Annotated in this window: 20 protein-coding genes and 4 tRNA genes; 5 read left to right on the top strand and 19 right to left on the bottom strand. The window is 59.3% G+C overall.

Going from position 1 to position 22,427, the window contains the following annotated elements; translation table 11 throughout:
• Window positions 1-215: 215 nt before the first annotated feature.
• The 9 genes from QMK50_RS22895 to QMK50_RS22855 form a co-directional block, all read right to left on the bottom strand.
• A complete protein-coding gene (locus QMK50_RS22895) occupies window positions 216-488 on the bottom strand; it encodes an HU family DNA-binding protein (RefSeq protein WP_002552737.1) in 273 nt (90 codons plus the stop codon).
• Window positions 489-635: 147 nt separating this feature from the next.
• Window positions 636-3,032 carry an endopeptidase La gene (gene lon / locus QMK50_RS22890; RefSeq protein WP_095167799.1) on the bottom strand — a complete coding sequence of 799 codons (2,397 nt, stop codon included), beginning with the start codon at window positions 3,030-3,032 and terminating at the stop codon, window positions 636-638.
• 182 nt (window positions 3,033-3,214) lie between these two features.
• Window positions 3,215-4,498 carry an ATP-dependent Clp protease ATP-binding subunit ClpX gene (gene clpX, locus QMK50_RS22885; RefSeq protein WP_095167797.1) on the bottom strand — a complete coding sequence of 428 codons (1,284 nt, stop codon included), beginning with the start codon at window positions 4,496-4,498 and terminating at the stop codon, window positions 3,215-3,217.
• Between the two features lie 113 nt (window positions 4,499-4,611).
• A complete protein-coding gene (gene clpP / locus QMK50_RS22880) occupies window positions 4,612-5,247 on the bottom strand; it encodes an ATP-dependent Clp endopeptidase proteolytic subunit ClpP (RefSeq protein WP_095167796.1) in 636 nt (211 codons plus the stop codon).
• 91 nt (window positions 5,248-5,338) lie between these two features.
• Window positions 5,339-6,649, bottom strand: a complete 1,311-nt coding sequence (tig, locus tag QMK50_RS22875; RefSeq protein ID WP_095167793.1) for a trigger factor — start codon at window positions 6,647-6,649, stop codon at window positions 5,339-5,341.
• A 404-nt stretch (window positions 6,650-7,053) separates the two neighbouring features.
• Window positions 7,054-7,129: transfer RNA gene (locus QMK50_RS22870), tRNA-His, on the bottom strand.
• 78 nt (window positions 7,130-7,207) lie between these two features.
• Window positions 7,208-7,292, bottom strand: a tRNA-Leu gene (locus QMK50_RS22865).
• Window positions 7,293-7,349: 57 nt separating this feature from the next.
• Window positions 7,350-7,425: transfer RNA gene (locus QMK50_RS22860), tRNA-His, on the bottom strand.
• A 32-nt stretch (window positions 7,426-7,457) separates the two neighbouring features.
• A tRNA-Arg gene (locus QMK50_RS22855) sits at window positions 7,458-7,534 on the bottom strand.
• Window positions 7,535-7,810: 276 nt separating this feature from the next.
• Between QMK50_RS22855 and folD the strand changes: the two genes are divergently transcribed.
• On the top strand, window positions 7,811-8,665 hold the full coding sequence (gene folD, locus QMK50_RS22850) for a bifunctional methylenetetrahydrofolate dehydrogenase/methenyltetrahydrofolate cyclohydrolase FolD (protein ID WP_095167791.1): 855 nt from the start codon (window positions 7,811-7,813) through the stop codon (window positions 8,663-8,665).
• A 57-nt stretch (window positions 8,666-8,722) separates the two neighbouring features.
• Here the strand turns inward: folD and QMK50_RS22845 are convergent, their stop codons facing one another.
• Window positions 8,723-10,054, bottom strand: coding sequence for an IS4 family transposase (locus QMK50_RS22845; RefSeq protein ID WP_320332658.1), 1,332 nt, complete (start codon window positions 10,052-10,054; stop codon window positions 8,723-8,725).
• Between the two features lie 283 nt (window positions 10,055-10,337).
• On the opposite strand from QMK50_RS22845, the gene pbpG reads away from it, so the two are divergent.
• Window positions 10,338-11,276 carry a D-alanyl-D-alanine endopeptidase gene (gene pbpG / locus QMK50_RS22840; RefSeq protein ID WP_095167790.1) on the top strand — a complete coding sequence of 313 codons (939 nt, stop codon included), beginning with the start codon at window positions 10,338-10,340 and terminating at the stop codon, window positions 11,274-11,276.
• Between the two features lie 39 nt (window positions 11,277-11,315).
• On the opposite strand, the gene QMK50_RS22835 is transcribed toward pbpG, so the two are convergent.
• Complete coding sequence (locus QMK50_RS22835; RefSeq protein WP_320334031.1) at window positions 11,316-11,993, bottom strand: peptidase C39 family protein; 678 nt, start codon at window positions 11,991-11,993, stop codon at window positions 11,316-11,318.
• 175 nt (window positions 11,994-12,168) lie between these two features.
• Here QMK50_RS22835 and QMK50_RS22830 point away from each other — a divergent pair, with 175 nt between their 5' ends.
• Window positions 12,169-12,372 carry a hypothetical protein gene (locus QMK50_RS22830; RefSeq protein WP_095167786.1) on the top strand — a complete coding sequence of 68 codons (204 nt, stop codon included), beginning with the start codon at window positions 12,169-12,171 and terminating at the stop codon, window positions 12,370-12,372.
• 71 nt (window positions 12,373-12,443) lie between these two features.
• Here the strand turns inward: QMK50_RS22830 and QMK50_RS22825 are convergent, their stop codons facing one another.
• The gene (locus QMK50_RS22825) at window positions 12,444-13,193 is read right to left on the bottom strand and encodes a TerC family protein (RefSeq protein ID WP_159994587.1); all 750 of its coding nucleotides are present in this window, start codon (window positions 13,191-13,193) and stop codon (window positions 12,444-12,446) included.
• Between the two features lie 29 nt (window positions 13,194-13,222).
• A complete protein-coding gene (locus tag QMK50_RS22820; RefSeq protein WP_095167782.1) occupies window positions 13,223-13,474 on the bottom strand; it encodes a hypothetical protein in 252 nt (83 codons plus the stop codon).
• A 133-nt stretch (window positions 13,475-13,607) separates the two neighbouring features.
• On the opposite strand from QMK50_RS22820, the gene nhaR reads away from it, so the two are divergent.
• Window positions 13,608-14,504, top strand: coding sequence for a transcriptional activator NhaR (nhaR, locus tag QMK50_RS22815; protein ID WP_320334030.1), 897 nt, complete (start codon window positions 13,608-13,610; stop codon window positions 14,502-14,504).
• 4 nt (window positions 14,505-14,508) lie between these two features.
• Here the strand turns inward: nhaR and QMK50_RS22810 are convergent, their stop codons facing one another.
• Window positions 14,509-15,663: an MFS transporter gene (locus QMK50_RS22810; RefSeq protein ID WP_095167779.1), complete on the bottom strand. Its 1,155-nt coding sequence runs from the start codon at window positions 15,661-15,663 to the stop codon at window positions 14,509-14,511.
• Between the two features lie 301 nt (window positions 15,664-15,964).
• On the opposite strand from QMK50_RS22810, the gene sstT reads away from it, so the two are divergent.
• Entirely contained in the window at window positions 15,965-17,197 is a 1,233-nt protein-coding gene (gene sstT / locus QMK50_RS22805) for a serine/threonine transporter SstT (RefSeq protein WP_159994583.1), read from the top strand.
• A 65-nt stretch (window positions 17,198-17,262) separates the two neighbouring features.
• Here the strand turns inward: sstT and QMK50_RS22800 are convergent, their stop codons facing one another.
• The 5 genes from QMK50_RS22800 to QMK50_RS22780 all read right to left on the bottom strand — a co-directional run bounded on the left by QMK50_RS22800 (window position 17,263) and on the right by QMK50_RS22780 (window position 22,424).
• A complete protein-coding gene (locus QMK50_RS22800; RefSeq protein WP_320334029.1) occupies window positions 17,263-17,772 on the bottom strand; it encodes a DUF1993 domain-containing protein in 510 nt (169 codons plus the stop codon).
• A 74-nt stretch (window positions 17,773-17,846) separates the two neighbouring features.
• A complete protein-coding gene (locus QMK50_RS22795) occupies window positions 17,847-18,722 on the bottom strand; it encodes an SDR family oxidoreductase (protein WP_320334028.1) in 876 nt (291 codons plus the stop codon).
• Between the two features lie 151 nt (window positions 18,723-18,873).
• Complete coding sequence (locus QMK50_RS22790) at window positions 18,874-20,022, bottom strand: acetyl-CoA C-acetyltransferase (protein WP_320334027.1); 1,149 nt, start codon at window positions 20,020-20,022, stop codon at window positions 18,874-18,876.
• A 169-nt stretch (window positions 20,023-20,191) separates the two neighbouring features.
• The gene (locus QMK50_RS22785) at window positions 20,192-21,247 is read right to left on the bottom strand and encodes an acyl-CoA dehydrogenase family protein (protein ID WP_320334026.1); all 1,056 of its coding nucleotides are present in this window, start codon (window positions 21,245-21,247) and stop codon (window positions 20,192-20,194) included.
• Between the two features lie 10 nt (window positions 21,248-21,257).
• The gene (locus QMK50_RS22780) at window positions 21,258-22,424 is read right to left on the bottom strand and encodes an acyl-CoA dehydrogenase family protein (RefSeq protein ID WP_320334541.1); all 1,167 of its coding nucleotides are present in this window, start codon (window positions 22,422-22,424) and stop codon (window positions 21,258-21,260) included.
• Window positions 22,425-22,427 lie beyond the last annotated feature (3 nt).

Here is a 22,427-nt window from a genome sequence, read left to right as displayed (position 1 = left end):
GTTGAACTTCAAAATTAGGCAACCGTGGAGCGTGGGTAGAATCCGGATAGAAGAAAGGCGCATCCGAGGATGCGCCTTCTCGTAACTGGCGGAGCGGACGGGGCTCGAACCCGCGATCCCCGGCATACCAGGCAATATTCCAATCGCCCGTACTACCGCCCCGCTGCCAGGTCAGGCATGACCCCGACCCGGATAGGCAAAAAACCGAGTGAGGCTTAGTTGACAGCTTCTTTCAGTGCTTTACCGGCTTTGAAGCCTGGCTTTTTGGCAGCAGCGATTTCCAGAGTCTTACCGGTCTGTGGGTTACGACCGATACGAGCTGGACGGTCAGTCACGGAGAAAGTACCGAAACCTACCAGAACTACAGAGTCGCCGGCCTTGAGGGCACCAGTGACGGATTCGATTACAGCGTCCAGCGCACGGCCAGCAGCAGCTTTCGGGATATCAGCGGATGCAGCGATAGCATCAATCAGTTCCGACTTGTTCACTCTAAGTCCCCTTATATCTATTTGAGATGATTCTAAGTTTTTTGGTGAAAGCAAAAACGAGTGCTGAATGGCCTACAGACACTTAAGAGCCGCTTTATATCAAGGGCTCTAAAAAACTGTCAAGGAAGCCCCCCAGGCTAATACGTACTAATGCGTGCTAATTCTTTCCTTAGAGTCAGACTCGCGTTTTTCATCCTTTGCAACTATCTCGGGAGCCACATCGGGCAAGGGCTCCGGCGCGTATTGCAGCGCAATTTGCAGGACCTCGTCAATCCATTTAACCGGTTTAATCTGAAGATCTTGCTTGATGTTGTCGGGAATTTCCTTCAGATCGCGTACGTTCTCTTCAGGAATGATCACCGTCTTGATCCCGCCGCGATGTGCCGCCAGCAGTTTTTCCTTCAGGCCACCGATGGCCAGGACCTGACCGCGCAGGGTGATTTCGCCGGTCATGGCGACATCCGCCCGTACCGGGATCCCGGTCAGTGCCGACACCAGTGCCGTGCACATGCCTACACCCGCACTAGGACCGTCTTTGGGCGTAGCCCCTTCCGGCATGTGGATGTGGGTGTCGCGCTTCTCATGGAAGTCCAGGGGGATCCCCAGGCTCTTGGCCCGACTGCGTACAACCGTCAGGGCTGCGGTGATCGATTCGACCATCACATCGCCCAGCGAACCGGTCTTGATCAATTGCCCCTTGCCCGGGACCACGGCCGCTTCGATGGTCAGCAATTCACCGCCCACCTGGGTCCATGCCAGGCCCGTCACTTGGCCCACCTGGTCCTGCTGCTCAGCCAGGCCGTAGCGGAATTTGCGCACGCCCAGGAAGTGCTCGAGCATGTCGGCCGTAACCTTCACCGAGAAGCGTTTTTCCAACGCGTGCTCTTTGACAGTCTTGCGGCAGACCTTGGCAATCTGGCGCTCCAGCCCACGCACACCGGCTTCGCGGGTGTAGTAGCGGATGATGTCGCGGATCGCTTCGGCTTCAAATTCCAGCTCGCCCTTCTTCAGGCCGTTGGCCTGGATCTGCTTGGGCGACAGGTATTTGACCGCAATGTTGATCTTCTCGTCTTCGGTGTAACCCGGCAGGCGGATCACTTCCATACGGTCGAGCAGCGCCGCGGGAATGTTCATCGAGTTCGAGGTGCACAGGAACATCACATCGGACAGGTCGTAGTCGACTTCCAGATAGTGATCGTTGAAATTGTGGTTCTGCTCGGGGTCGAGTACTTCCAGCAAGGCCGATGCCGGGTCGCCTCGCATGTCGCTGCCCATCTTGTCGATTTCATCGAGCAGGAACAGCGGGTTGCGCACCCCTACTTTGGTCATCTTTTGAATCAATCTTCCTGGCATCGAACCGATGTAAGTACGGCGATGACCACGGATTTCCGCTTCGTCACGCACGCCACCCAGGGCCATACGGACAAATTTACGGTTGGTGGCGTGGGCAATCGACTCGGCCAGGGAAGTTTTACCGACCCCAGGAGGACCGACCAGACACAACACCGGACCACGAATTTTCTTCACGCGCTTTTGCACGGCGAGGTATTCGAGGATCCGCTCTTTGACTTCTTCCAGACCATAGTGGTCGGCGTCGAGAATGTCTTCGGCACGCGCCAGGTCCAGGCGGACCTTGCTCTGCGCCTTCCATGGCACCTGGACCAGCCAGTCGATGTAGGTGCGCACTACGGTCGCTTCGGCCGACATCGGCGACATTTGCTTGAGCTTGTTCAGCTCAGCCAGGGCCTTGGCCAGTGCATCTTTTGGCAGGCCGGCGGCATCGATGCGCTTTTTCAGCTCTTCGACTTCGTTGTGGCCTTCTTCGCTGTCGCCGAGCTCTTTCTGAATGGCCTTCATCTGCTCATTCAGGTAGTACTCGCGCTGACTGCGCTCCATTTGTTTCTTGACCCGGCCACGAATGCGTTTTTCGACTTGCAGCAGGTCGATTTCCGCATCCAGCAACGCCAGCACGTGTTCGACACGGGCCGACAGGTCGAGAATCTCGAGGATTTCCTGCTTCTGCTCGATTTTCAGCGCCATGTGCGCGGCCATGGTATCGACCAGGCGACCTGGCTCGTCGATGCTGTTGAGCGACGACAGGACTTCGGCAGGGACTTTCTTGCCCAGTTGAACGTACTGTTCGAACTGCGACAGCAAACTGCGAACGAACACTTCCGACTCGCGCTCTGGCGCGTCGACTTCGTCGATCAGGGAAACTTCGGCACGGCAGTGGCCGTCCACTTCAATGAAACGCTCGACAGCACCACGTTGCTCACCCTCGACCAACACCTTGACGGTGCCATCAGGCAGCTTGAGCAATTGCAGCACGGTGGCGATGGTCCCGACGCGATACAGCGCGTCTTCTCCGGGATCGTCGTCGGCAGGGTTTCTCTGGGCCAGCAGCAGGATCTGCTTGTCGCCCGTCATCGCGGCCTCGAGGGCTTCGATAGATTTCTCGCGCCCCACGAACAGCGGGATAACCATGTGCGGATAAACCACGACATCACGCAATGGCAGGAGAGGCAATTCGATGGTTGTCTTCATGATTTCGCCTCTACGGCGGCCATAAGGCCGTAAACAGATGGAAGTAAGCTTGAAACCAAGATGGGGGCTGCCTTGCAAAAAAACAAGCTGATTAACCGCGCTCGATAAAGATCGCAGCCGGCAACAGCCTGTACAAAAGCAAAGGGGCCCGAAGGCCCCTTCTTTATCCAGCAGTGCGACGCTTACGCGTCTGGCGCTGCCTTGGCAGCCGGCTCACTGTTTTCATAGATATACAGTGGCTTGGACTTGCCTTCTATAACGCTTTCATCGATCACTACTTTACTCACCTCGGACTGCGAGGGGATTTCGTACATAGTGTCGAGCAGTACACCTTCGAGGATCGAGCGCAATCCACGGGCACCGGTCTTGCGTTCCAGGGCACGTTTGGCGACCGATTTCAGGGCGTCGGAGCGGAACTCCAGATCAACGCCTTCCATCTCGAACAGCTTGGCATACTGTTTGGTCAGAGCATTTTTCGGCTCGGTGAGAATCTGCATCAAAGCAGCCTCGTCGAGCTCGTCCAGCGTCGCCAGCACCGGCAGACGGCCAACGAATTCCGGGATCAGACCGAACTTGACCAGATCGTCAGGCTCGACTTCACGCAGGGACTCACCCACCTTCTTGCCTTCTTCCTTGCTGCGAACTTCTGCGTTGAAACCGATGCCGCCCTTGGTGGAACGGTTTTGAATAACCTTTTCCAGACCGGAGAACGCACCACCGCAGATGAACAGGATGTTACGAGTGTCGACCTGCAGGAATTCCTGCTGCGGATGCTTGCGACCACCTTGTGGTGGAACGGAAGCGACCGTGCCTTCGATCAACTTGAGCAAGGCTTGCTGCACGCCTTCACCGGAAACATCCCGGGTGATGGACGGGTTGTCAGACTTGCGCGAAATCTTGTCGATTTCATCGATGTAGACGATGCCCATTTGAGCTTTCTCTACGTCGTAATCGCACTTCTGCAGCAACTTCTGAATGATGTTCTCAACATCTTCGCCCACGTAACCCGCCTCGGTGAGGGTGGTCGCGTCAGCGATGGTGAACGGTACATTCAGCAGACGAGCCAGGGTTTCGGCAAGCAGGGTTTTACCCGAGCCTGTCGGGCCGATCAGCAAGATGTTGCTCTTGCCGAGTTCGACGTCGTCATTCTTCTTGTCACGCTGGTTCAGGCGCTTGTAGTGGTTGTATACCGCTACGGCCAGAACCTTTTTCGCACGTTCTTGACCAATCACATATTGATCAAGGATGCCGCTGATTTCTTTAGGCGAAGGCAATTTATGCGCGCTGCTCTCGGCCTGGGCTTCCTGCACCTCCTCACGGATGATGTCATTGCACAGGTCGACGCACTCGTCGCAGATAAAGACCGAGGGGCCGGCAATCAATTTGCGCACTTCATGCTGGCTTTTGCCACAGAAGGAGCAATAGAGCAGCTTGCCGTTGTCCTCGCCGTTGCGGGTGTCAGTCATTCGTTCGATCCAAATCCGATAGGCTTGCAACACAAGATGAAGGCTATTGCGGGCTTTTTCAAGCCCGCCGGTGATCAGACCAGCCCACCAAGCCTATTTTGAGCTGCTTATTTTTAAGCTGGGCGCTGGGCGATCACTTCGTCGATCAGGCCGTACTCACGCGCGGCTTCTGCACTCATGAAGTTATCGCGGTTGGTGTCACGCTCGATTTCTTCCAGCGTGTGCCCGCTATGCTTGGCCATCAGCGTATTGAGACGCTCACGGATGAAGAGGATTTCCTTGGCATGGATTTCGATATCCGAGGCCTGGCCCTGGAAACCACCCAGTGGCTGGTGAATCATCACACGCGAGTTCGGCAGGCAATAACGCTTGCCGGCAGCACCGGCCGTCAGCAGGAATGCACCCATGCTGCACGCTTGACCGATACAGGTAGTCGACACGTTTGGCTTGATGAACTGCATGGTGTCGTAGATCGACATGCCCGCTGTCACCGAACCGCCCGGGGAGTTGATATAGAGATGGATGTCCTTGTCCGGGTTTTCCGCTTCAAGGAACAGCAGCTGCGCACAGATCAGGTTGGCCATGTAGTCCTCTACCGGACCAACCAGAAAAATCACCCGCTCCTTGAGGAGGCGCGAGTAGATGTCATAGGCGCGTTCGCCACGAGCAGACTGCTCGACAACCATCGGGACCAGGCCGCCTGCGGCCTGGATATCAGAGTTCTGCTGAATATACGAATTACGGAACATGCTCTGCAGTCACTCCCAAATAGTTATGTCTTGAATACGCATAAGCCAGCTCGAAGGCTGGCTTATGTGTGTGCTTCTAACGCAAAAACAATCAGTCGGCTTGTGGAGCTTCTACCGGCTTGACCGCTTCTTCGTAAGAGACCGATTTGTCGGTCACGCTAGCTTTCTGCAGAACAGTATCCACAACTTGCTCTTCCAGCACAACCGAACGAACTTCGTTCAGCTGCTCGTCGTTTTTGTAGTACCAGGACACTACTGCTTCTGGCTCCTGGTAGGCCGAAGCCATTTCCTGGATCAGTTCACGTACGCGGTTTTCGTCAGGCTTGAGGTCGAATTGCTTGACCACTTCAGCCACGACCAGACCCAGCACAACGCGACGCTTGGCTTGTTCTTCGAACAGCTCGGCAGGCAGTTGATCAGGCTTGATGTTGCCACCGAACTGCTGAACAGCCTGCACGCGCAGACGGTTCACTTCGTTCTCCAGCAGGGCCTTGGGCACTTCGATCGGGTTGGCGGCCAGCAGACCGTCCATTACCTGATTCTTGACCTTGGATTTGATCGCCTGACGCAGCTCGCGCTCCATGTTCTTACGAACTTCGGCGCGGAAACCGTCGATGCCAGACTCTTTGATACCGAACTGGGCGAAGAATTCTTCGGTCAATTCAGGCAGTTTCGGCTCGGAAACAGTGTTCACGGTCACGGTGAACTCGGCTGCTTTGTTAGCCAGGTCCAGGTTCTGGTAGTTTTCCGGGAAGGTCAGGTTCAGAACGCGCTCTTCGCCCGCCTTGGCGCCTACCAGGCCTTCTTCGAAGCCCGGGATCATGCGGCCAGAGCCCAGCACCAGCTGAGTACCCTTGGCGGAACCACCGGCAAACACTTCGCCGTCAACCTTGCCAACGAAATCGATGTTCAGTTGGTCATCGTTCTGGGCCGCGCGATCGACTGCTTCGTAACGCACGTTCTGCTTGCGCAGGATGTCCAGCATCTTGTCCAGATCAGCGTCCGCCACGTCAGCGCTCAAGCGCTCGACTGCGATGGATTCGAAACCGGCAACGGTGAACTCAGGGAACACTTCGAACACAGCAACGTATTCCAGGTCCTTGCCAGCTTCGAGCGATTTTGGCTCGATCGATGGCGAACCTGCCGGGTTCAGCTTCTGCTCAACCACAGCTTCGTAGAAGGAGGACTGGATCACGTCGCCTACAGCTTCCTGGCGAGCATCAGCACCGAAACGGCGCTTGATTTCGCTCATTGGCACTTTGCCTGGACGGAAGCCAGCAATCTTGGCCTTTTGGGCAGTCTGCTGCAGACGCTTGTTGACCTGAGTCTCGATGCGCTCAGCCGGCACGGTGACGCTCATGCGGCGCTCAAGAGCAGAAGTATTTTCAACAGAAACTTGCATGGATATTCCTCGTTGCACAGACGTTAGCCGGCCGTTTCCGACCCCAGAATCAAGGGCATGCATTCTAGTGGGTCAAACTCAAGAAGTCACCCTACTGAGAACGGGTAAAAAAGCAGCAGGCAATTTATAAGGGCGGATACACCAAAGCACCTCGCCCCCATGGCAAATACAGCCAATCACGCCAGGGCTCTGCGCCAACCCTTCCTTTATATAGAAGAGGCGACTGGGCATGACCCCGACAGCCGATCCTGCGAGCAGGAACAGCGGGCAGCGCAGCATCATCGAGAAACACAAATACGACGAAACGCCCTGCCCCTACGGCCCAGTACCTGCAGCCGCTGAACTTTCTAGCCAGCAAAAACAAAAAAGGCGCCAGACTGTTAAATCTGGCGCCTTTCGAAATATGGGGTGGACGATGGGGATCGAACCCACGACAACGGGAGTCACAATCCCGTGCTCTACCAACTGAGCTACGCCCACCATATTGCGTAACAAAGAAGCCAAATCACTTCTTCGTTGAACCCCGCCCATGCCAACCGACATGAATGAAGCTTTATTTGGTGCGGATGAAGAGACTCGAACTCTTACGCCTCGCGGCGCTGGAACCTAAATCCAGTGTGTCTACCAATTCCACCACATCCGCGAGTTGAAGCCTTTAAAGCAAAGGCGCCAGACTGTTAATCGGGCGCCTTTCGAAATATGGGGTGGACGATGGGGATCGAACCCACGACAACGGGAGTCACAATCCCGTGCTCTACCAACTGAGCTACGCCCACCATATCGCGTTACTTGTGCCAAAGCTGCCTAATGGCGCACCCGGCAGGACTCGAACCTGCGACCATCCGCTTAGAAGGCGGATGCTCTATCCAGCTGAGCTACGGGCGCCTTATTAATCTGTACTCTTGGAGGACTACAAACTAAGTGCTTTCCAGTCTTGCAGAATGTTGATTCCGCTCGACCTTCCTAACCAGTGCTAGGCTGTGCCCGACAAGTGCGACGAATAGTATAGAGCCACCTACAGGTCGTCAAATGATTTTTGAGAAAAATTCATTTAATTAAAGGGCTTAGGGGAATTTGCAGACCAAGCGCCTTTGCCCTCACGTCCTGGCATGCGAGAATGCGCTCTCTTTTCTTCCCCCTCTCGATGGTTAATCACGCGCAATGACTGCACAACTAATCGACGGCAAATCGATCGCCGCCAGCCTGCGCCAGCAGATCGCCAAACGTGTTGCCGAGCGTCGCCAGCAAGGTCTGCGCACGCCAGGCCTCGCGGTGATCCTGGTCGGCAGCGATCCCGCCTCTCAGGTTTATGTCTCGCACAAGCGTAAAGACTGTGAAGAGGTCGGCTTCCTCTCCCAAGCCTACGACCTGCCCGCTGACACCACCCAGCAAGCCCTGACCGACCTGATCGACCGTCTCAATGAAGACCCGAACATCGACGGCGTACTGCTGCAACTGCCCCTGCCGGAACACCTGGACGCCTCCAAACTGCTGGAGCGCATTCGCCCGGACAAAGACGTCGACGGTTTCCACCCTTATAACGTCGGCCGCCTGGCCCAGCGCATCCCCCTGCTGCGCCCGTGCACCCCTAAAGGCATCATGACCCTGCTGGAAAGCACCGGGGCCGATCTCTACGGGATGGACGCGGTGATTGTCGGCGCATCCAACATTGTCGGTCGCCCGATGGCGATGGAACTGCTGCTGGCCGGCTGCACCGTGACCGTGACCCACCGCTTCACCAAGGACCTGGCCGGCCACGTCGGCCGCGCCGACCTGGTGGTAGTGGCCGCCGGCAAGCCGGGCCTGGTCAAGGGCGAGTGGATCAAGGAAGGGGCGATCGTGATCGACGTCGGCATCAACCGCCAGGACGACGGCAAGCTGGTCGGCGACGTGATCTACGAAACCGCCCTGCCCCGCGCTGGCTGGATCACCCCGGTGCCAGGCGGCGTCGGCCCGATGACCCGTGCCTGCCTGCTGGAAAACACCCTGTATGCCGCGGAAACCCTGCACGGGTAACTCTGGGCTCGAGCTGGTGTTTCAAAATGCAAACCCCGTCCCTTGGCGTAATGCTGTTCACTTAAGCGGAGCAGCCTCACGGTCCACTGGGAACCGGGTCTTTGAAATCTTCACCGTCCTTGGCCTCGAAGGCCTGGGGCGGTGATCCAGAAACAATCCCCCGATACCTGCCCTCAGTTCCGCCAAGCGTCTCCCTGTCGCTGAAACTGGATTGGCTGCTGCCATCACGATCAATTGCACGGCGATGTACTGGCAGGCCGGTTTGAAACGGATGTCCGAAGGCGCTCGACCAAACGCCACCGCCGCTTGGCTCGCTTCCCGGCGAATCACGTTGTAAGCCAGCAACAGCCCCCACACTTCCTGATAGATCAGCTCGATTTTTTTGCTGCGCAAGGTCATTGCGTTCTGTTGCATTGAACTCTTGATGTCCCTGAAACCCAACTCGATCTCCCAACGCTCCTGATAAAGTTTGGCAACAGCCTTAGTGGTGTAGGTCTTGGCCGGCAAGGACGTCATCACGGTCTTCACTTTGCCTTGAATTTCATAGCTGACTTCGCGTACCTCCCAGTGCGAGGGAAGAGTCGGATTTCGCTTTCTGGCCTGTGGCGAGACTTTCATACGCACCAAACGGTCGCGCTGGTTGTAGCGGGCCACTTCCTCGCAGACCAGTCCCTTTTTTGCCGGGATCAACCAATGACGGCTGGTGCCCGTTCTACTTAGGCTCAACAGCAGCTCCGCGCCCCAGAACCCTTTGTCGAACAGCGTCACCGAGTGGTCGGGAATATGCTGCAAAAACTCGTCGGCCAGGCGCATTTCACTGCGTCGGTAAGGGCTCAATTGTGCATCTAGGATCACGTGCGAACGCACATTCATTAGCGCCACCAGGCGCAGCATCGGAAACGGTGTCTGGCGATCGCTGGGGGTGTTTCCCGACCCGAAGTGATCTCGAAGCTCGGGCGTATCCGGGGTGCGAAAAAGCGCACCGTCCACCGCGAAAACCTGCAAATTATGCCAGGCATCATCGTCATAGCGCTCTGCGCCCCAATGGTTGCCGGTCTTGCGGAACAACCACTCAACAGGATCGGCGCCGAGCCGTTTACGAGCTTCGGTTACACCACTGCGCGCCAGCAAATGGTCAGAGGCCAAGCCTTGGGCGCAGATGTTCAAACGCCTGGCCACCTCGTGAACCGGCTCGTCACGAAATAACGCCATGCCAAGCACTAGCCACAGCACTTGATCAGCGGGCAGGCGCCGCCGGCGAATGGTCGCCTGACTGGAGAGGTCGAGCGCAGACGCTACCCACTCGATGGGAATGTTTTGGGTGAAGGTGCTCAGGTCGCAGAAGTTAAAAAGGTCGTCGAGGTCGAGCAGGTCCTGTTGAACAGACATAAAAAATCCGATGCCAGAGGTCTGGCATCGGATTTTCTAGGAAGCCCGGCGTGAGCTCAAATGCTTAAGTGAACAGCATTACGTCCCTTGGCGGGGTTTGTCGTTTCTGGGCACCGCCAGCGGCTACTCGTCGAAAAGCCCTGTTTTTTACTCGAAAACAAGGGCTTTGCGCTGCCCAGCGAAGAACATTCGACAGTTCCTCAGCTACGCTCATAAAATGTAACGTTTTTCTGGAAAAAGCCCGTTGCACAACGGCATACCCACATTTATCGAGTCCACTCGCGTGAAAATCCGTCTTTCTATCCTGAGTCTCTTTTTGGCATTTTCAGGCACCGTCTTGACGCCGAGCGTCAACGCGGCAGAAACCACCGCAGTACCTCGCGACACCTCGAAACTGCATATTGCCTCCGGCAGCGCGATGCTGATCGACCTGCAGACCAACAAGCTGATCTACGCCAGCAACCCGGACGTGGTGGTACCCATCGCCTCGGTCACCAAGTTGATGACCGGCCTGGTGGTGCTGGAAGCCAAACAGAACATGGAGGAATACATTTCCGTGTCGATCAGCGACACCCCGGAAATGAAAGGCGTGTTCTCGCGGGTCAAGATTGGTAGTGAGCTGCCACGCAGGGAAATGCTGCTGATTACCCTGATGTCCTCGGAAAACCGCGCCGCCGCGAGCCTGGCTCACCACTACCCGGGCGGCTACGTGGCCTTTATCGCAGCCATGAACGCCAAGGCCAAGGCGCTGGGCATGACCAGCACCCACTATGTCGAGCCCACCGGCCTGTCGACCAGCAACGTCTCCACCGCCCGCGACCTGAGCAAACTGGTGCAGGCGGCACGCAAGTACCCACTACTGAGCGAACTGAGCACCACCAAGGAAAAAACCGTGGCGTTCCGCAAGCCCAACTACACCCTGGGCTTTCACAACACCGATCACCTGGTGCGCAAGGATAATTGGGACATCCAGCTGACCAAGACCGGGTTTACCAACCAGGCCGGCCATTGCCTGGTACTGATTACCCGAATGGGTGGTCGCCCGGTTTCGCTAGTGATCCTCGATGCCTTCGGCAAGTACACGCACTTCGCCGACGCCAGCCGGATCCGCCAATGGGTCGAAACCGGCAAGAGCAGCACGGTACCGGCAGTGGCCTTGCAGTACAAAGCCGACAAGAACCTCAAGAGCCGCCAGAGCGGTGTGGCACAAACGGCGGATTGATCCGCCCCACAGTAAAACGGCGCCCCAGGGCGCCGTTTTTCATTTCTGGCTATTCAATGCCTGGGTCGCTTGGGCGGCCGCCTCTTCGCGCCCTGCCTGGCTCAGCTCATTGGCCGCCTGCAGCCAGCGCTGGCGATCAACCTTGGCCGGTATCTGCGTCGGCGCCTGTACCAGCACCGCCCAGCCACCTGCACTTTGGAAAGCCGACTCAAAGGACTTGAAGTCCATCAACAGGCGCTTTTCCAGGCCTGAGCGCAGCAACACCGTTTGTTTCTGTTGGTTGTAGCCGGCAAGCAAGGCATACCGCGGCTCTTTCCAGAATGCCGAACCCTCGGTGTAGCGCAGCCACACCGGGTTACCCGCGGCCACCTGGGTCAACAGTGCCGGCAGGTTGCTGTCCAGCGGATAGACCACCATCCCGTATTCACGGGCCAGTTTCTGCATATTGTGCTGCAACTGCGCCTCGGCGCCGGGCAATCGCAAGGGTTTTTCCAGCAATCCCGGGGTAATCGTCACGCCCTGCTGCGACAGCAGGCTGGCCAGGGTCTGCGGGCCGCCCTGATAGGCGTCGCCCCGATAGAAGCGGCCACTGAGCTCGACACGCTCGGGCAGGCGTTTGATTTCCGGCTGCACACTCCCGGCACACCCGGCCAGGCTCAAGACGCAGGCGGTAGCCAGCAAGGCAAAGCGAAATCGAGGAAGTACCGGCAACATCATCACTCACTTGTTCAGGTGCCAGGCGTCAGCGTCCCGGCTTCGCCCCTGATCATAGCAGCGGTATAGCCTTAAACGGCAGTCGGCTGCGGCTGATAGAGCAAACTGGTTAGTGACTCACGACCATTGGTCAATAGCCTGCAACATCACAGCGGCTAGACTGACACCTGCGAGAAGCATGTGCCCGATGCAGGGCAAAGAGGAGGCACTGATGAGCCTGATCACCACCGTTGCGCTGCTGATCATTGGCTGGCTAGCCGTAGCGGCGGCCATGCTGTGGGGCGTATTGCGCATAACCCGCCGGCATCACCACGCCTACCGTGCGCCGCAAACCCCGACGCCTGAGCACAAACCCGAGCAACCCCACGCCTCTGCCCATTGAGCGCCCCCCAGAAAACAAAACGGCCGCCTGCACCCTGGGTGCAGACGACCGTTGATTGTTGCCTTCAGACGTTACGCCTGTTGGGCCAGCTTTTTCTGCCGGGCCTTACGCGACAGCATGTTCAGCACCTCGATTGCCGCCGAGAACGCCATTGCCGCATAGACGTAGCCTTTTGGTACGTGGGCGCCAAAACCTTCGGCGATCAGGGTCATGCCGATCATGATCAGGAAGCCCAGGGCCAGCATTACCACGGTCGGGTTGTCATTGATGAACTTGGCCAGAGGCTCAGCCGCCAACAACATCACCAACACCGACACCAGCACCGCGATGATCATGATCGGCAAATGCTCGGTCATGCCGACGGCGGTGATGATGCTGTCGATAGAGAACACCAGGTCGAGCATCAGGATCTGGCCGATTGCCGCGGCAAAACCCAAGGTCACACCAGAAGTTTTCGACGTCGGATCATCCGGTGCCGGGTCCATGCTGTGGTGGATTTCCGTGGTGGCCTTCCACAACAGGAACAGGCCACCGGCAATCAGGATCATGTCTTTCCAGGAGAACGCGTGGCCTAGCACCTCGATCACCGGCGCAGTCAACTGCACGATGAAGGCGATGGTGCTCAACAGGCCCAGGCGCAGCACCAAGGCCATGCTGATACCGATCCGGCGCGCCTTGGCCCGATGTTGCTCGGGCAGCTTGTTGGTCAGGATCGAGATGAAGATCAGGTTATCGATGCCGAGCACGATTTCCATGACGATCAGGGTAGCCAGGGCGACCCAGGCAGTGGGGCTTGCAGCAAGTTGTAAAAGGTATTCCATGGGTCAGTCCTGACTCGGTGTTAAACGGATTAGATTTCCTGCGACGAACTTTGTTCTTTATCGCTATCGGCCGGGCTGTCTTTTTTGCCGATGATATTGCCGGTGGCATCGCTCAGTGCCTGTTCCGCCGCTTTGTGGGTCTCATCGATCGCCAGCTTGGCCGATTCGGCAGCCTTGCCCATCAATTGCTGGGCACTTTTTTCAGCCTGGTCACAGCCCGTCAACAGCAGTGCGGAAACGGCCAGTACGGACGCTGCCGTCAGGGTCTTGAAGGTCTTCATGGTTTTCCTCGTTAGAACAGAGACGGCCGTAACAGCGGCCCGTCGATAGCGAGGCATTCTAAGGAGACTGACACTTCAGGAAAATTCGTATTTTTAGCGTCTATACTTCGGTTTTTACGAATCGGCGCTTGTCATGCTCAATTATCGGCAATTGCATTACTTCTGGGTCGTGGCCAAGACCGGCAGCATCGTGCGTACGTGCGAGCAACTGAACCTCACGCCACAGACCATCAGCGGCCAGATCAGCCTGCTCGAACAAACCTACGGCATCGAGCTGTTTCGCCGGGTCGGGCGTCAACTGGAGTTGACCGAGGCCGGCCGCCAGGCCCTGCCCTACGCCGAGCAGATGTTTCAGTTGGGAGGTGAACTGGAAGCCCTGCTGCGGGCCCAGCCCAATGAACAGCAGATCGTGTTTCGAGTCGGCGTCGCGGACGTGGTGCCCAAGTCCATCGTCTATCGCCTGATCGCGCCCACCATGGAGTTGACCGAGCCGCTGCGCATCACTTGCCGTGAGGACAAGCTGGAGCGTCTGCTGGCCGACCTGGCGATCCAGCGCCTGGACCTGGTGATTTCCGACAGCCCGATGCCCTCGCACCTGGACATCAAGGGCTACAGCCAGAAACTCGGTGAATGTGGCATCAGTTTTTTTGCCACCCGGGAGCTGGCGCAACGTTACGGCAGCGACTTCCCCCATTGCCTGCACGGCGCCCCGTTGCTGATTCCCGGCCAGGAAACCGTGGTGCGCAGCCGTTTGCAACGCTGGTTCGCCGAGCAGAAAATCCAGCCGCGGATTGTCGGCGAGTTTGATGACAGCGCCCTGATGCAGGCGTTTGGCCAATCCGGCAGCGGGATTTTTATCGGCCCCAGCGTGATCGCCGATGAGGTCCGGCGCCAGTACGGTGTGCAGTTGATTGGCCAGACCGATGCGGTGACGGAGTCGTTTTACGCCATTTCAGTGGAGCGCAAGGTCAAGCACCCGGGCATCGTCGCCATCACCGAAGGGGGGCGCGAGCTGTTCACCAGTCTCTAGGGCTTCAGGCGCAGGCCACCGGCGCCTTGAACTTCATCAGCAGCAGGGCCAGCACGATCGACAGCACAATGAACCCGGCTGCGGCAAAGCCCAGGCTACCCAGGCCCAGGGTATCGATCACCCGCCCGCCCACCAGCGCGCCCAGGCCGATCCCCAGGTTGGCCCCGGCGATGTTCAGTGACGCAGCGAAGGCCGGCGCCTGGGGTGCGGCCTTCATCAGGCGCACATGGCTGACCAGGAACAACGCCGCCTGGGTCACGCCCCACACGCCCATCGCCGCCGCCAGCCCGAGTGTCGAGTGGATACTCGGCACCAGTGCCACCATGCCGCCGACCATGAAGCCACAAAACACCATGGACGCGATCAACGGATGGCGGTCGACCATGCGCCCACCCAGCGAATTGCCGATCAGGCCGACTGCACCGAAGCCCATCAGGCACCAGCCCACCAGCGTGCCGTTGAAGCCGGCCAGGCGCTCAAGAATATCCGCCAGGTAGGTGTAGGCAGTGAACATGCCGCTGAACACCAGGATCGACAACAGCACATGGCCTTGCATCAACGGGCTGCGCAGGATCTTGAACTGCGCGCGCAAGCTCACCTGTTGCTGGTGCAGATCGGTGCGGGGCAGGTAGATAAACAGCAGCAAGGCCTTGGCGAAGGCAATCACCGCGAGGATAGCGAACGCACTGCGCCAGCCAAATGCATCCGAGATCAGCGTGCCCACGGGGATGCCGAACACCGTGGCGCAGACGATCCCGAAGCCGATCTTGGCAATCGCCCGGCCGGCGTACTGCGGCCCGACAATGTCCACCGCCGTTTCGCTGGCCAGCGCCCAGAACACCGGCAACCCCAGGGCCGGTATCAGCCGTGCCAGGGCCATCACCCCGATGTTGGGCGCCAAGGCCGCCAGAGTGTTGGCCAGGCCGAACAGAATCAGCACGCTGATAAACAGGCGACGACGCTCGAACCGCGCGCAGTACGCGGTCAGGAACGGACCAAAGGCGGCGACGGTAAATGCGAACAGGGTCACCAGCAGCCCCGCCTGGGAAACGCTGACCTCAAGGTCGCGGGCAATCGAGGGCAACAGCCCGACAATGACAAATTCCGTGGTCAGCACGGTAAATCCGGCGGCTGACAACAGCAGGATGGGCAACAGCATGGAAAACTCCAGAAAACGACAACGCCAGCGATAGCCCGAGGGCCCACTGCACAGAGATGAAAAAAAGGATGGCGAATCTTAACAGAATGCGTCCCCGTACCGCAGCAACACGTGCAGAACCGCCTTCCAGGCTGGCGTCAGATCGTCACAGGTCTGCGGGATACGGCCTACGCTGTGCTAAAGTCCGCGCCCGCGAAAGACTGGACAGTTCGCGTTGCCTGCCGGTTCCGCCAGCCTGCCCGTTTGTTGCTGGCGGCCCCACATGGATTCACGGCACCCTAAAAAAATCAGAGATACCGCTATGACTGCTGCCCCGCCTACTCTTTTGCAAAGACTCAAACGCACCAGCCTGGTCACCCAGATTGTCATCGGCCTGATCGCCGGGATTGCCCTGGCCCTGCTTGCGCCTGATGCGGCGAAGTCCACCGCGTTCATCGGCAAGGTGTTTGTCTCGGCGCTCAAGGCCGTCGCCCCAATCCTGGTGTTCGTGCTAGTCATGGCCTCGATTGCCAACCACAAGCACGGCCAGGAAACCCACATCCGCCCGATCCTCTTCCTCTACCTGCTGGGCACCTTTGCCGCGGCCGTGGTTGCGGTGGTGGCCAGCACCCTGTTCCCGTCGAACCTGGTACTGGCGACCCATGATGTGGCGATCACCGCCCCCGGCGGGATCACCGAGGTCCTGCAAAGCCTGCTGCTGAGCGTGGTCGATAACCCGGTCAGCGCTCTGATGAACGCCAACTTCATCGGCATCCTGGCCTGGGCCATTGGCATGGGCGTGGCTATCCGCCACGCCGGCGAAACCACCCGCACCGTGCTGGGCGACCTGTCCAACGGGGTGACCCTGATCGTGCGCCTGGTGATCCGATTTGCGCCGCTGGGGATTTTTGGCCTGGTGGCCTCGACCCTGGCTACCTCGGGCTTCGGCGCGCTGGTCGGCTACCTGCACCTGCTGGCCGTGCTGCTAGGCTGCATGCTGTTCGTGGCACTGGTGATGAACCCAGCCATCGTCTACTGGAAACTGCGCCGCAACCCTTACCCGCTGGTATTGACCTGCCTGCGTGAAAGCGGGATCACCGCCTTCTTTACCCGCAGCTCGGCGGCCAACATTCCAGTCAACCTGGAGTTGAGCAAGCGCCTGGGCCTGCATGAAGACACCTACTCGGTCTCCATCCCGCTGGGCGCCACCATCAACATGGCCGGCGCGGCAATCACCATCACCGTGCTGACCCTGGCGGCTGTGCACACCCTGGGCATTGCCGTGGACATCCCCACCGCCATCCTGCTGAGCATTGTCGCGGCCATTTGCGCCTGTGGCGCCTCGGGTGTCGCCGGCGGCTCGCTGCTGCTGATTCCCCTGGCCTGCAGCCTGTTCGGCATCCCCAGCGAAATCGCCATGCAAGTGGTAGCGGTCGGTTTCATCATCGGTGTGTTGCAGGACTCGGCGGAAACCGCACTGAACTCCTCCACCGACGTGCTCTTCACCGCTGCGGCCTGTATGGCCGAGGAAACCAACAGCGAGCAGACCGTGTAAAATCCGCCGCAACAAAAAGCCCGCCCAGGTTCACACCGGGGCGGGCTTTTTTGTTGCGCTGGGGTTTAGAACGCGCCCATGTAATCGCGCTTGCCGACTTCCACACCGTTGTGACGCAGGATCGCGTAGGTGGTGGTGACATGGAAGAAGAACTGCGGCAGGCCGTAGGTCAGCAGGTAGGACTGGCCGCTGAAGCGCTTCTCTTTAGGCGTGCCTGGACGAGTAACGATCTCGATGCCTTCCTTGCCATCGATCTGCGCAGGCTGGATGCCGTCGATGAAGGCCAGGACCTTGGCGATCAACACTTGCAGCTCAGCGAAGGTCACTTCGCTGTCGTCGTACTTCGGCAGCTCGACTTCAGCCAGGCGGGCCGAAACGCCCTTGGCGAAATCGACGGCGATCTGCACCTGACGTACCAACGGGAACATGTCCGGGAACAGGCGCGCCTGCAGCAGGGCATTAGGGTCGATGTTCTTGGCCGTGGCATGGGCCTCGGCCTTGTTCAGCACATCGCTCAGGGCGTTGAGCATTTGCTTGAAGACCGGAACGGATGCAGCGTACAGAGAAATAGTCATGGCAGTCTCGTGTGTTGACAGGAGGGAACGTGCGCCGATTATAGCCATCCGCGCCCTCCCGAGACCGTTCTTTTTCAGCTGCCGTAAACCTTCGCCGCCGGGACGGCCTGGGTCATCAACTGTGCAATCGCCTCACCCATCTCGGCGACCGCCCAGCGGCCCTGACGGTCCAACTGCGGGCCGCGGCGCCAACCGTCGGCAACCGACAACTTGCCGCCCTCGACTTCGAACATCTGCCCGGTGACCTCGGCGCTAGCTGCGGATCCGAGCCACACCACCAGTGGCGCGACATTTTCCGGGGCAAAGTAATCGAAGCCTGCTTCAGGCTTTCTCATGGTCTCGGCGAACACCTGCTCGGTCATGCCGGTGCGCGCGGCCGGGGCCAAAGCATTGACGGTGATCCCATAGCGGCGCAGTTCTGCGGCCTGCACCAGCGTCAGCGCGGCAATACCGCCCTTGGCCGCCGCATAGTTGGACTGGCCAATAGAACCCTGCAAACCGGCACCGGAGCTGGTATTGATGATCCGCGCATCGACCTTCACTCCCCCCTTGGCCTGCTCACGCCAGTACTTTACGGCGTGGCTGGCGATGCAGAAATGGCCCTTGAGGTGCACGGCCACCACGGCGTCCCAGTCTGCTTCGGTCAGGCTGGCGAACATGCGGTCGCGGCAGATACCGGCATTGTTGACCACCACGTTCAGATCGCCGAAGGTTTCAATTGCCTGGCGCACGATCAGCGCCGCCGAGTCATAGCGGGTGATATCGTCGCTGTTGGCCACGGCGCTACCGCCCTGCCCCAGAATCTCGGCTACCACAGCCAGCGCCGCTTCACGGTTGATGTCGTTGACCACAACTTTTGCGCCTTCTGCAGCGAAGGCCAGGGCGTAGGCCCGCCCCAGACCACCGCCTGCGCCGGTGATGATCACCACGCGGTTTTCACAGATTTTCATGTTCTACATCCTTCAGATTCTTTACTGCTCAATACAATCCCCTGTGGGAGCTGGCTTGCCAGCGATGCAGGCGCCGCGGTGTGTCAGGTCCACCGCCGTGATGCCATCGCTGGCAATCCAGCTCCCACAGGGGGTCGGTGTACATCTGGTTTTACAGGCGTTCGATAATCGTCACGTTAGCTTGGCCGCCGCCTTCGCACATGGTCTGCAAACCGTAGCGACCGCCGCTGCGTTCCAGTTCGTGCAGCAAGGTGCACATCAAGCGGGTGCCGGTGGCGCCTAGTGGATGACCGAGTGCGATGGCCCCGCCATTGACGTTGGTTTGCTCATGGGGATAACCGGTCTCCTTGAGCCACGCCATGGCCACCGAGGCGAACGCTTCGTTGATTTCCACGCGGTCGATGTCTTCCAGCTTCATCCCGGCGCGCTTGAGTGCGTAGGCGGTGGCCGGAATCGGCGCGGTGAGCATCCAGATCGGATCTTCAGCGCGCACGCTAAGGTGATGGATGCGTGCACGCGGTGTCAGGCCGTACCGCTTGAGCGCCGCTTCAGAGACGATCAACATCGCGCTGGCCGCATCGCAGGTCTGACTCGACACTGCTGCGGTCACCCGGTCGCAACCGAACAGGTTTTCCAGTTCGGCCATTTTCTCAAGGCTGGTCTGGCGCGGCGTTTCGTCATGAATCAACCCGGCCAGCGGCACGATTTCACGGTTGAACCGCCCTTGTTCGATGGCCTGCAAGGCCCGTCGATGGGACTCCAGCGAATAGGCTTCAAGCTGCGCCCGGGACAGCCCCCATTTCTCGGCAATCATCTGCGCCGAACGAAACTGCGTCGGTGGTTGCGCGCCATAGCGGCGCACCCAGCCTGCGGAACCACTGAACGGATCGGTGAAGCCCAACGGTTCGGCGGCGATCATCGCCGAGGAAATCGGGATCTGGGTCATGGTCTGCACACCACCAGCGATCACCACATCCTGGGTGCCGCTCATCACTGCTTGTGCGGCGAAGTGCACCGCTTGCTGGGACGAACCGCACTGCCGGTCGATAGTGGTGCCGGGTACCGATTCTGACAAACCGGCGGCCAGCCAACTGGTGCGGGCAATGTCCCCGGCCAGTGGGCCGATGGTATCAACGCAACCGAAGATCACGTCGTCGTAATCCTCGTCGGCAATGCCGTTACGCTCGACCAGTGCACGCAGTACGTGGGCGCCCAGGTCGGCGGCGTGAATCTGGCTCAAACCACCCTTGCGCCGTCCGGTGGGCGTGCGCAGGGCGTCGACAATATAGGCTTCAGGCATGGTCTACCTCGGTGAAAAAAATGAAATCGGGTATTAAGAGCGCCGAAAAACCCGTGGGAGCGAGCTTGCTCGCGATGGCGGAGTGTCAGTCAACATCGATGTTGGATGTGCCGGCCTCATCGCGAGCAAGCTCGCTCCCACAGGGATGCAGTCCCCCTCTAATGACGGGTTAGAACGTACTGCCCGCCCCAAGCGCAGGGTTGCCATCGAACAGCGCCGCGCGGATCCGCCCCTTGTGGTGGCCGCGATCACCCCAGACCTTGTCCAGCGCCCAGGCACGTTTCATGAACAGGTGCAGGTCGACTTCCCAGGTGTAACCCATGGCGCCGTGTGCCTGGATACTGTTCTGCGCGGCGAGCATGGCCGCTTGCGCCGTTGCCAGCTTGGCGTGGGAGACGCAGACATCCTGATTGGCTTGCTGCCTTGCGACCGCATAGGCGGCGCGATACAGCGGGCCTTTAGCGAACTCGATCTGCACCGCGACGTTAGCCATCAAATGCTTGACCGCCTGGAACGACCCCACAGGTTTGCCGAACTGCTTGCGCTCGAAGGTGTAGTCCACCGCCAGGTCAACCATACGCTTGGCCAGCCCGAGCAATTGCGCGGCGCTGGCGAGGGCACCACGGTTGCAGGCATCCGCCCACAAGCGCCGGCCGTGTTCGCCGCTGGCGACGCAGGTGGCAGGCGTTGGTGTCCACTCGACCTGGAATAGCTGGCGGCTCGGGTCGACCGATTCGTTGCGGGTCAGACGCACGGCATCACGCTCCAGGGCGTGCACTTCGTCGCCATTGGCCAACAACAGCAGATCGGCGACATGGGCATCGCTGACCAGCGGGTTGCCCGGTTCAGAAACGGCGAGACGTGCACGGCCCTCGGCCACTCGCGACAGCCAAGTTTGCTTGAGCGACGCGTGTTGCTCATCAAGGGCGGCGAGCAGCGGCACGCCGATCAGCATGGTGTCCACCAGCGGCTCGGGTAGACCGGCGTAACCACATTCCTGGGCAATCAGCACGAAGTCCAGCTCATTCATGCCCATACCATCCTGCGCTTCGGGCACGGTCAGCGCGGTCAATCCGAGCTCCACAAGCTGCGCCCAGAGTGAGTCACTGCGCCCGTTGTCGCTCTGCCACAGTTCGCGGATGCGTTCCGGGGTGACTTCATTGATCAGGAAGCTGCGGACGTTGTCCTGAAACAGCAGTTGGTCGCGGCTGAAACTAAAGTCCATGGTCTATTCCTCAGGCACGCGGCATGCCGAGCATGCGTTCGGCAATGATGTTGCGCTGGATCTCGTTGGTACCGGCGTAGATCGGCCCGGCCTGGGCAAACAGGAAACCTTCCAGCCAATGGCCAACATCACCGGCAGCCGGGGCTTGGGGTAGCAATTCGCCGCGTAGGCCGAGAATGCTCATAGCGGTGTCGTGCATGCGCTGGTCGAGCTCCGACCAGAAGATCTTGTTGGTCGACGATTCCGGCCCGATCTTGCCGCCCTGCACCAGTTGCGAGGCGGTCATGTAGGTGCTCAGGGTGTAGGCCTCGGCATCGAGCCAGGCGCGCATCACCGCTTCGCCAATGGCCGGGTCACGATCGGCCTGCTCGCGGTTGGCCTGGTACAGCTGCACCAGACGCTTGGCGGTCTCCTGGAAGCGCGCCGGTGAACGCAGCAACAAACCGCGTTCGAAACCAGCGGTGGACATCGCCACATGCCAGCCCATGCCTTCGCCACCGAGGGCGTTTTCCAACGGTACCTTGACGTCGTCGAAGAAGATTTCGGCGAACCCCGGCAAACCGTTGAGCTGGGGAATCGGCCGCACGGTGATGCCTGGTGTGTCCAGCGGTAGCAAAATGAAGGTCAGGCCGTGATGGCGCTGGGACTGCGGGTCGGTACGGAAAATACCGAACGCCCAATCGGCCCACACTGCGCGGGTAGACCAGGTTTTCTGGCCGTTGATCACGTAATGGTTGCCCACCCGCTCCGCCTTGGAGCGGATCGCCGCCATGTCCGAGCCGGCACCTGGCTCGGACCAGGCCTGGGCCCAGATGTCTTCACCGGTGGCCATGCGCGGCAGAAACCGTGCCTTCTGATCGAAGCTGCCGTACTCCATCAGGGTCGGGCCGAGCAGGAAAATGCCGTTCTGGTTGACCCGTGCCGGCGCCCCGGAACGGTAATATTCCTCTTCGAAAATCAGCCACTCGATCAGGTCGCAGCCGCGCCCGCCGAGTTCGGTCGGCCAGGTGACCATGCCCCAACGGCCTTCATTGAGTTTGGCTTCCCACGCGCGGTGCTCGGCAAAGCCAGCCTCGGTGTCGAACGATTGCAGCGGTTCACGGGGTACGTTGGCCGCAAGCCAGCTCCGCGCTTCGGCGCGAAAAGCCTGCTGGGCCGGGGTATAGGTCAGGTCCATGAG

The sequence above is a fragment of the Pseudomonas sp. P5_152 genome (genome assembly GCF_033989915.1).
In the GTDB taxonomy this organism is placed as follows: Bacteria; Pseudomonadota; Gammaproteobacteria; order Pseudomonadales; family Pseudomonadaceae; genus Aquipseudomonas.
The sequence above is the reverse complement of the archived record's forward strand: the minus strand, read 5'-3'. Positions and strand labels throughout refer to the sequence as shown.

Bases quoted from the DNA above. Each gene is read 5' to 3' on its own strand.
- lon (WP_095167799.1), bottom strand. From the start codon at position 3,032: ATGAAGACAACCATCGAATTGCCTCTCCTGCCATTGCGTGATGTCGTG.
- clpX (WP_095167797.1), bottom strand. From the start codon at position 4,498: ATGACTGACACCCGCAACGGCGAGGACAACGGCAAGCTGCTCTATTGC.
- clpP (WP_095167796.1), bottom strand. From the start codon at position 5,247: ATGTTCCGTAATTCGTATATTCAGCAGAACTCTGATATCCAGGCCGCA.
- tig (WP_095167793.1), bottom strand. From the start codon at position 6,649: ATGCAAGTTTCTGTTGAAAATACTTCTGCTCTTGAGCGCCGCATGAGC.
- folD (WP_095167791.1), top strand. From the start codon at position 7,811: ATGACTGCACAACTAATCGACGGCAAATCGATCGCCGCCAGCCTGCGC.
- QMK50_RS22845 (WP_320332658.1), bottom strand. From the start codon at position 10,054: ATGTCTGTTCAACAGGACCTGCTCGACCTCGACGACCTTTTTAACTTC.
- QMK50_RS22835 (WP_320334031.1), bottom strand. From the start codon at position 11,993: ATGATGTTGCCGGTACTTCCTCGATTTCGCTTTGCCTTGCTGGCTACC.
- QMK50_RS22830 (WP_095167786.1), top strand. From the start codon at position 12,169: ATGTGCCCGATGCAGGGCAAAGAGGAGGCACTGATGAGCCTGATCACC.
- QMK50_RS22825 (WP_159994587.1), bottom strand. From the start codon at position 13,193: ATGGAATACCTTTTACAACTTGCTGCAAGCCCCACTGCCTGGGTCGCC.
- QMK50_RS22820 (WP_095167782.1), bottom strand. From the start codon at position 13,474: ATGAAGACCTTCAAGACCCTGACGGCAGCGTCCGTACTGGCCGTTTCC.
- nhaR (WP_320334030.1), top strand. From the start codon at position 13,608: ATGCTCAATTATCGGCAATTGCATTACTTCTGGGTCGTGGCCAAGACC.
- QMK50_RS22810 (WP_095167779.1), bottom strand. From the start codon at position 15,663: ATGCTGTTGCCCATCCTGCTGTTGTCAGCCGCCGGATTTACCGTGCTG.
- sstT (WP_159994583.1), top strand. From the start codon at position 15,965: ATGACTGCTGCCCCGCCTACTCTTTTGCAAAGACTCAAACGCACCAGC.
- QMK50_RS22800 (WP_320334029.1), bottom strand. From the start codon at position 17,772: ATGACTATTTCTCTGTACGCTGCATCCGTTCCGGTCTTCAAGCAAATG.
- QMK50_RS22795 (WP_320334028.1), bottom strand. From the start codon at position 18,722: ATGAAAATCTGTGAAAACCGCGTGGTGATCATCACCGGCGCAGGCGGT.
- QMK50_RS22790 (WP_320334027.1), bottom strand. From the start codon at position 20,022: ATGCCTGAAGCCTATATTGTCGACGCCCTGCGCACGCCCACCGGACGG.
- QMK50_RS22785 (WP_320334026.1), bottom strand. From the start codon at position 21,247: ATGGACTTTAGTTTCAGCCGCGACCAACTGCTGTTTCAGGACAACGTC.
- QMK50_RS22780 (WP_320334541.1), bottom strand. From the start codon at position 22,424: ATGGACCTGACCTATACCCCGGCCCAGCAGGCTTTTCGCGCCGAAGCG.